At 72.8% G+C, this 7546-nt stretch carries 6 protein-coding genes; 1 reads left to right on the forward strand and 5 read right to left on the reverse strand.

Going from position 1 to position 7546, the window contains the following annotated elements:
* Nucleotides 1-97: 97 nt before the first annotated feature.
* From ACFV9W_RS38305 to lipB, 4 genes are all read right to left on the reverse strand, one after another.
* The gene (locus ACFV9W_RS38305) at nucleotides 98-811 is read right to left on the reverse strand and encodes a DUF4191 domain-containing protein (protein WP_266720370.1); all 714 of its coding nucleotides are present in this window, start codon (nucleotides 809-811) and stop codon (nucleotides 98-100) included.
* 69 nt (nucleotides 812-880) lie between these two features.
* Nucleotides 881-1078 carry a hypothetical protein gene (locus ACFV9W_RS38310; RefSeq protein ID WP_385770601.1) on the reverse strand — a complete coding sequence of 66 codons (198 nt, stop codon included), beginning with the start codon at nucleotides 1076-1078 and terminating at the stop codon, nucleotides 881-883.
* A 234-nt stretch (nucleotides 1079-1312) separates the two neighbouring features.
* On the reverse strand, nucleotides 1313-2278 hold the full coding sequence (gene lipA / locus ACFV9W_RS38315) for a lipoyl synthase (protein ID WP_385770603.1): 966 nt from the start codon (nucleotides 2276-2278) through the stop codon (nucleotides 1313-1315).
* Between the two features lie 124 nt (nucleotides 2279-2402).
* Nucleotides 2403-3206 carry a lipoyl(octanoyl) transferase LipB gene (gene lipB / locus ACFV9W_RS38320; RefSeq protein WP_385770605.1) on the reverse strand — a complete coding sequence of 268 codons (804 nt, stop codon included), beginning with the start codon at nucleotides 3204-3206 and terminating at the stop codon, nucleotides 2403-2405.
* 299 nt (nucleotides 3207-3505) lie between these two features.
* On the opposite strand from lipB, the gene ACFV9W_RS38325 reads away from it, so the two are divergent.
* A complete protein-coding gene (locus tag ACFV9W_RS38325) occupies nucleotides 3506-4969 on the forward strand; it encodes a regulator (RefSeq protein WP_385770607.1) in 1464 nt (487 codons plus the stop codon).
* Nucleotides 4970-5969: 1000 nt separating this feature from the next.
* On the opposite strand, the gene ACFV9W_RS38330 is transcribed toward ACFV9W_RS38325, so the two are convergent.
* Nucleotides 5970-7298 carry an FAD-dependent oxidoreductase gene (locus ACFV9W_RS38330; protein ID WP_385770609.1) on the reverse strand — a complete coding sequence of 443 codons (1329 nt, stop codon included), beginning with the start codon at nucleotides 7296-7298 and terminating at the stop codon, nucleotides 5970-5972.
* Between the last annotated feature and the right edge of the window lie 248 nt (nucleotides 7299-7546).

The following is a 7546-nucleotide window of genomic DNA, read 5'->3' on the forward strand; positions in this document are numbered from 1 at the left end:
ACACCCCCGGCCCCCCCCCCCGGGGGTTTTTGCTGCGGGGGGGCCCGAACCCGGGGGCCCCCCCCCCGCCTCGTTCACGTAGAAGCAGCGGAGCGGGTCAGCGGGCGCGGCCGCCGCCGCCCTTGGGCATCTTCATGCCCTTCGGCATCGGACCCTTCGGCAGCGGCATGTTCGACATGAGGTCGCCCATCGCCTTCAGCCGGTCGTTGGTCGCGGTCACCTGGGGGCCGGTCAGCACGCGCGGCAGCTTCAGCATCGTCGTGCGGAGCTTCTTCAGCGGAACCGTTCCCTCGGGGCCCTGGCTCGTGCCCACCACGAAGTCGTGGACCGGGACGTCGGAGACGATGCGGGCCATCTTCTTCTTCTCGGCCGCGAGGAGCGACTTCACCCGGTTCGGGTTGCCCTCCGCGACGAGCACGATGCCGGCCTTGCCGACCGCGCGGTGCACCACGTCCTGGCTTCGGTTCATGGCGACCGCGGGGGTCGTCGTCCAGCCACGTCCGATGTTGTCGAGCACGGCCGCGGCCGCGCCGGGCTGCCCCTCCATCTGCCCGAAGGCCGCCTTCTCGGCCCGGCGCCCGAAGATGATCGCCATCGCGAGGAAAGCGAGCAGGAGGCCGAGAATTCCGAGGTAGATCGGGTGACCGATCAAGAAGCCGATCGCGAGGAGGACACCGAAGGTGACGATTCCCACACCCGCGAGTACGAGACCGATCTTGGTGTCGACCCTGCGGGTCATCTTGTAGGTCTGGGCGATCTGCTTGAGCCGCCCGGTGTTAGCAGCGTCCGCTGCAGTTTCCTTCCTCGCCATGTCTTGAAGTCTACGTGGCCGGGGGAGCGGGCAGAACCCGCACCTGCCCCCGGTTCGTCCCTGGTTCGATCAGCCCCGCAGGGCGGCGGCCTCCAGGACGCGCTGCGCCTCGACCCGGTCCTTGGCGCGGCGACGGTCCTCCAGGACGGAGGTCCAGGCATTGCGGCGGGCGGTGCGCTGGCCGCTGCTCATGAGCAGCGACTCCACGGCGCGCAGGGCGTCGGTGACGGTCGGGATGGCGGTGGCGCGGACGGGCGCGGCCTGCATGGTTGAGGTCCCCCCTCGAAGGGTGATCACGGCGTTGGCACGGGGTGTACGGGGCGTGATTCCAGAGTCACTGATTGGTGTTACCAGGGCGTGACCGGACGGTCAAACACCAATGAAGCCTTGACGCTCGCGCCGCAAACGCAGACGCGGCCCTGACGGTGCCCCCCAACTGCGGGGATCGTCAGGACCGCGCCTTACCGGCCACTACCGATCAGTAGCCTCTTGTGCGTGAATTCACACGGCCTGCGAGGCGGTGAACGAGCCGCGCTTCTCCTTGGCCATCTGGAACAGCCGGCCCGCGCGGTACGAGGAACGGACCAGCGGGCCCGACATGACGCCGGAGAAACCGATCTGCTCGGCCTCGTCCTTCAGCTCGACGAACTCCTGCGGCTTGACCCAGCGCTCCACGGGGTGGTGCCGCACGGAGGGGCGCAGGTACTGCGTGATGGTGACCAGCTCGCAGCCGGCCTCGTGCAGCTGCTTGAGCGCGTCGCTGATCTCCTCGCGGGTCTCGCCCATGCCGAGGATCAGGTTCGACTTGGTGACCAGGCCGAAGTCGCGGGCCTCGGTGATGACCTTCAGCGAACGCTCGTAGCGGAAGCCCGGACGGATCCGCTTGAAGATCCGCGGGACCGTCTCGACGTTGTGCGCGAAGACCTCGGGGCGGGAGGAGAAGACCTCGGCCAGCTGCTCCGGGTTCGCGTTGAAGTCGGGGGCCAGCAGCTCCACCTTGGTGCGGCCGTCCGCGCGGTTGGTGGTCTGGCGGTGGATCTGGCGGACCGTCTCCGCGTACAGCCAGGCGCCGCCGTCCTCCAGGTCGTCGCGGGCGACGCCGGTGATCGTGGCGTAGTTCAGGTCCATCGTGACGACGGACTCGCCGACGCGGCGCGGCTCGTCACGGTCGAGCGGCTCCGGCTTGCCGGTGTCGATCTGGCAGAAGTCGCAGCGCCGGGTGCACTGGTCGCCGCCGATGAGGAAGGTCGCCTCGCGGTCCTCCCAGCACTCGTAGATGTTGGGACAGCCCGCTTCCTGGCAGACCGTGTGCAGCCCTTCGCTCTTCACGAGGTTCTGCATCTTGGTGTATTCGGGACCCATTTTCGCCCGGGTCTTGATCCACTCGGGCTTGCGCTCGATGGGGGTCTGAGCGTTACGGACCTCCAGGCGCAGCATCTTGCGTCCGTCGGGTGCGACTGCGGACACGACCGGCTCCCTAAAGCTTTGATTCCTCGGCGTACATCAGGGTACGCCCGTGATGTTCGTGGCCCTCACGGGTGGCCAACCGGTGGCCTGTGGGGTGCATTCCCCGAATGGGCCAGGGCTTGTCCTAGACCGAGGCCTTCTCGACGGTGCGGGGCTGGAGGTCCGCGTTCCCCAGGACGTCCTGGAGATGCCTCTCCGCGATCGGCAGCACCTCGTCCATCGTGACCTCGCGGCCCAGCTCGTACGAGAGGGAGGTCACGCCCGCGTCGCGGATGCCGCACGGGATGATCTTGTCGAAGTTCGAGGTGTCCGGATTCACGTTCAGCGCGAAGCCGTGCATCGTGACGCCCTTGGCCACGCGGATGCCCATGGCGCAGATCTTGCGGTCCTCGTGCCGCTGGCCCGCGTTCGAGGGCGCGTACTCGGGGCCGACGAGGCGGTGGTCGAACTCCTCGTCCTCGCTGCTGAGCCGAGGGTTGAAGTCGAGGGACAGACCGCCCAGATTCGTACGCTGCTCAATGGGGTCGCCGAGCACCCATACCCCGGCCCGGCCCTCCACGCGCGCGGCCGTGATGCCGAACTCGGCGCAGACCGCGATCATCGCGTCCTCCAGACGGCGCAGGTGCGCGACCACGTCCACGGGGCGCGGGAGCTTCTGGATCGGGTAACCGACGAGCTGGCCGGGGCCGTGCCAGGTGATCTTGCCGCCGCGGTCCACGTCGATGACCGGGGTGCCGTCCAGCGGGCGTTCCTCGGGGGCGGTGCGGCGGCCGGCCGTGTAGACGGGCGGGTGCTCCAGGAGCAGACAGGTGTCGGGCACCTCGTCGGTGAAGCGAGCGGCGTGCACACGGCGCTGCTCGTCCCAGGCCACCTGGTAATCGACCATGTCCGCACCGAACCCCATGCGGACGAACCGGAACTCACTCACGGCAAGTGCCTCCCTAAGAACCTTCACCGTGCATATAACGCGCCCGGAGCAACTGTACGGCTCCAGGGTGACGGCCCCGCCGTCCACCCCTCGCGCGGTTTGTCACACGATCGGATGAAGGAGGGGTTTGGCTCGGCTGATTGGGGGACGCCGTGTGCGCTCCGTGATAATTTCGGCGCCGTCCGTGAGCGGGAGCCGGTCACGGAGCACGCCGTTCCATAAGGGAGCAGCGACTCAAAGGGGGGCACTCCATGGCCCCCCTTTATCGCTTCCAAGGGCCCGGAAGGCAATCGCACAGCATGACGGAACGACCTCCGCAGCGCACCCCGAACCGCCAGCTCGCCGCGCTCATCGCGGAGGCAGGTTTCTCCAACGCGGGCCTCGCGCGCCGCGTGGACCAGCTCGGGCTCGAACACGGGCTTGACCTGCGGTACGACAAGACATCCGTGACCCGGTGGCTGCGCGGGCAGCAGCCCAGAGGGACGACACCCGCGCTGATCGCCGAGGTGTTCACACGCCGCCTAGGCCGCCGCCTCTCCGCGCAGGACCTCGGGCTCGACGCCTGTGCGCCCGTGTACGCGGGCCTGGAGTTCGCGGGCTCGCCCGAGGAGGCCGTCGACATCGTCAGCGGTCTGTGGCGCAAGGACTCCGGCAGCCACGCCGAGCTCCGCAAGATCGCGTTCACCCCGGCCGGGCTCGTCGTGCCCAGCCGCGACTGGCTGATCGGGCGGGCCGACGACCGGGTCGCCCACGGCGAGCAGCTGCCAAGGGTGCCGGTGCAGGGGCGGCCCGTCGCCGTGCCGGGCGCGGCGGGCGGCGCCGTGCCGCGCCAGCGCGGGCAGACCGAGCGCGGGCCCGGACACCGGGTGACCAGCGGGGACATCGCGGCGCTGCGCTCGGTGGGCGAACTGTTCCGCGCGCTCGACCACGCGTACGGGGGCGGGCACGCGCGGCAGGCCCTCGTGCGGTACCTGGAGCACGAGGCAGAACCCATGCTGCGCGGGGCGTACGGAGAGCAGCACGGGCGGCGCCTCTTCAGCGCGGTCGCCGACCTGACCCGGCTCGCGGGCTGGACCTCGTACGACATCGCGGCGCACGGTCTCGCGCAGCGGTACTTCGTGCAGGCGCTGCGGCTGTCGCAGGCCGCGGGGGACCGGATGTACGGCTCGTACGTGCTGGTCACCATGAGCCGGCAGGCCGTCTACCTCGGGCACGGCCGGGAGGCGGTGCAGCTCGCGCGGGTCGCGCAGCAGGGGGTCGGGGCCTCGGCGCCGCCCGTGGTGCAGGCGCTGCTGCACGCCGTGGAGGCGCGGGGGCACGGGGTGCTCGGCGAGGTGCGGGCGTGCACGGCGTCGCTGGTGCGGGCCGAGCGGGCGCTCGGGGCGGTGCGGCCCGGGGACGAGGTGCCGCCGTGGGCGCGGTTCTTCGACGAGGCGCAGTTGGCGGACGAGTTCGGGCACTGCCACCGGGACCTCCAGCAGTACCGGGCCGCGGCGCAGCACGCCGAGCGGTCGCTGCAGCTTCGGTCGCCGGGGTTCGCGCGCAGCCGGCTGTTCTGCCGGGTGGTGCTGGCATCGGCGCGGCTCGGGCTCGGGGAGCTGGACTCGGCGTGTGCGCTGGGGGCGGAGGCGGCGTCGGCGGCGGCGGACATGAGGTCGGTGCGGGCGCACGAGTATGTGCGGGAGTTCGAGCGTCGGCTTGAGCCGTATCGCGATGCGGGGCCCGTCCGGGGGTACCGGGAGAGGGTTGCGGCGTTGGGGTGAGGGGGGGCGGGGGGCGCCGGGGGCGGGGCCTGTCGTTGTCGACGCGCGGCGGCGGGGGTTCGGGGGTTTGCCGGGGGCGGCGCCTGTTCGGAACGTGTGCGCGGCGTCGTCCCTCCTCCGGCTGCGCCGGTCCTCGCTCAACTCCCGTCCAGGGGCCCCTGGGGTGTGAGGGTGCCGGGGTCGGCGCCTGCGGTGCTGATGCGCGGGGTTGCCCCTTTTCCGGCTGCGCCGGGCTTGGCTCATCTCCCACCCGCCCGCCCCCTTCGGGGGCTTCGGCCCCGGGCCGGGTGGGGGTTTGTTTCGCGGTGTCGCGGGGGCGGGGCCTTGTGGTGACCGCGTACGCGGGCGGTCCCTATTTCCGGCTGCGCCGGGCGTTGCTCATCTCCCGCCCGCCCGCCCCCTCCGGGGGCTTCGGTCCCGCGGGGTGGGGTGGTTGTTGCGCGGTGTGGGGGTGGGGGTGTGGTGCGGGGCTGGTGCCTGTGGTGACGGATGCACCGTGCCGGTTCCAGGTCTTCGTCGGGGCGGCGGCTGCGTGGCCCCCGGGGTTCCGGGGCTTGGTCGGGGTTGGTGCCCGCGGTGCCGGTGCGTGGGGCCGTCCCTGTTCCGGCTGCGCCGGGCCTGGCCCATCTCCCACCCGCCCGCCCCCTCCGGGGGCTTCGGCCCCGCGGGGTGGCATGCCTGCTGCGCGGCGTCGGGGCGGGGAGCGCCGGGGGTGGTGCCGACGGTGACGGGTGGGCTGGAGCGGGCTGCCCCGGCCACGGTGGGTGGTGGATTGCCCCGGCGGTGGCTGGGGGTGACCCACGGGGCGTTGCCCCAAGTGCTCGAACCGGCGCGGGTCGTGGGGCTGGCCAGCCTGATCGCCTCCCCAATGCGGGAGCGCGCGGTGAGGCTGAGGGTGGGCCCAGGGCTCGACCTGGGCGGGACACAAAGCCGGGTTCCCCCGGAGGGGTGGCGCGCCCGCCCCCGGAGTTGGGCCACGGAGGCGGGCGCGGATCGGGGGTCAGGCGGCGTTGGTGAGTGGGGGTGTCGTGGGGGCGGGGATGCCGAGGTCTGTGAGGAGCGCGTGGGTCGCACGGCGGGCCGAGTGGAGGGCGCCCTGTACCGTGCTGGCGTCCCGGTGGTCCCCGCACACGTACAGGCCGTCGAGGAGGCGGACCGGGCGGTTCGGGTCGTGCGGGGGCGGCATCGCCGGCACGGCGTGGGGGTCGTGGTGCACGGCCAGGGTTTCCCAGTCAGTGGTCGACGTGCCGTAGAGGGCGCCGAGTTGGGCGCGCAGTTCGCGGTCCGTGGGGGGTGGGCCGAGGACCGTGGAGGAGACGAGGGCGCGGCCCGCCGGGGCCCTCGTCGGGTCCACCTGGCTGATCACCGAGGTGTGCGCGACGGGGCCGAGCCGGTCCGCGTCGAGCAGCAGCGCGGGTTCGGCGAGTGGCGGTTCGGGCATGGCGTGGTGCACGACCGTGACCTCGTGGAAGGCGGGGACGCGCAGGCCGGGGAGGAGTTCGGCGGCGTCGTGCGCGCCGGTTGCCAACACCACCGCCCGGCAGGGGAGTTGGCCGAGTTCGGTGGTCGTGACCGAGGTCGTGGCGACCGCCGTGGCCCGTACGCCGGTGTGCACCGTGCCGGGCGGCAGGTCCGCCGCGAGCAGCTCGGGCAGCGCGTCGGCGCCGCCCTCCGGCACGGCGAGCCGGCCCGCCGCGTACGCCTGCAGGGCCAGGTCGGCACACCGGCTGGAGGTGCCGAGGTCCGGGTCGCAGAGCAGGGCCGAGAGCAGGGGGCGTACGAAGCCGTGGAGGGTGGCAGGTGGTAGGCCGCGGGTCAGGAGGGCCTGGGCGGCGGGGAGTTCGGGGCGGGCGAGGAGCTGGGAGGGGTTCGTCGCCGCGAGGCGGGACAGGGTCGCGTTCAGGCGTGCGTGGTCGAGCGGGCTGCCGAGGGTGGGGCGCGTTCCGCGCGGACTGCGGGGGGCGCTCGCCAAGGCGCGTGCCGCGCTGAGTGCGCCCCTTGTGCGCCGGGGGTCGGTGGGTTCGCCCGCGCGGCGGCGCAGTCCCTCGCTGTGCACGAGCGCGCCGGGGGAGAAGCGGCGCAGCGCGAGGCGGGCGAGGGCGGGGTCGCGGCGCAGTTCCGGGTACGCGGTGCACAGCGGCCGGCCGGTCCGGTCGAGGCGGAAGCCGTCGACCTTCTCGGTGGACATGCGGCCACCGATGCCGGTGGCGGCCTCCAGGACCAGCGGGCGCAGGCCCGCCCTGGTCAGGTGCCGGGCCGCCGCGAGTCCCGCGACCCCGGCGCCCACGACGACGATGGCTCCCGAACTTTCCTCTGCGCGATCGAGCACGGCGTGCCTCCGGCGGGTCGGGTGGCTGGCGTCCGGGGGCTCATGCCCTCAACGCGCCCTCGGGATACCTGAGTTCGGGGCCCAGGGAACTCGAGGGTAGGTGCGGCGCGGGCGCCGGGCAGTCGCGCGTGGGGGCGGCACGGGGGCACGGCGGTCGCACGGCCCCGCGCCGCCACCCGGGACGCGTCGCGACGGTGTGCGTGGCGGCCCCGTCGTCGGTGCCCTCGCGGCCCCTGTCTCCTCGCTCG

The sequence above is a fragment of the Streptomyces sp. NPDC059897 genome (assembly GCF_042730865.1).
Taxonomy (GTDB): domain Bacteria; phylum Actinomycetota; class Actinomycetes; order Streptomycetales; family Streptomycetaceae; genus Streptomyces.

Excerpts from the sequence above, each read along its gene's own strand:
- ACFV9W_RS38310 (WP_385770601.1), bottom strand. The coding sequence starts at position 1,078 with ATGCAGGCCGCGCCCGTCCGCGCCACCGCCATCCCGACCGTCACCGAC.
- ACFV9W_RS38305 (WP_266720370.1), bottom strand. The coding sequence starts at position 811 with ATGGCGAGGAAGGAAACTGCAGCGGACGCTGCTAACACCGGGCGGCTC.
- ACFV9W_RS38325 (WP_385770607.1), top strand. The coding sequence starts at position 3,506 with ATGACGGAACGACCTCCGCAGCGCACCCCGAACCGCCAGCTCGCCGCG.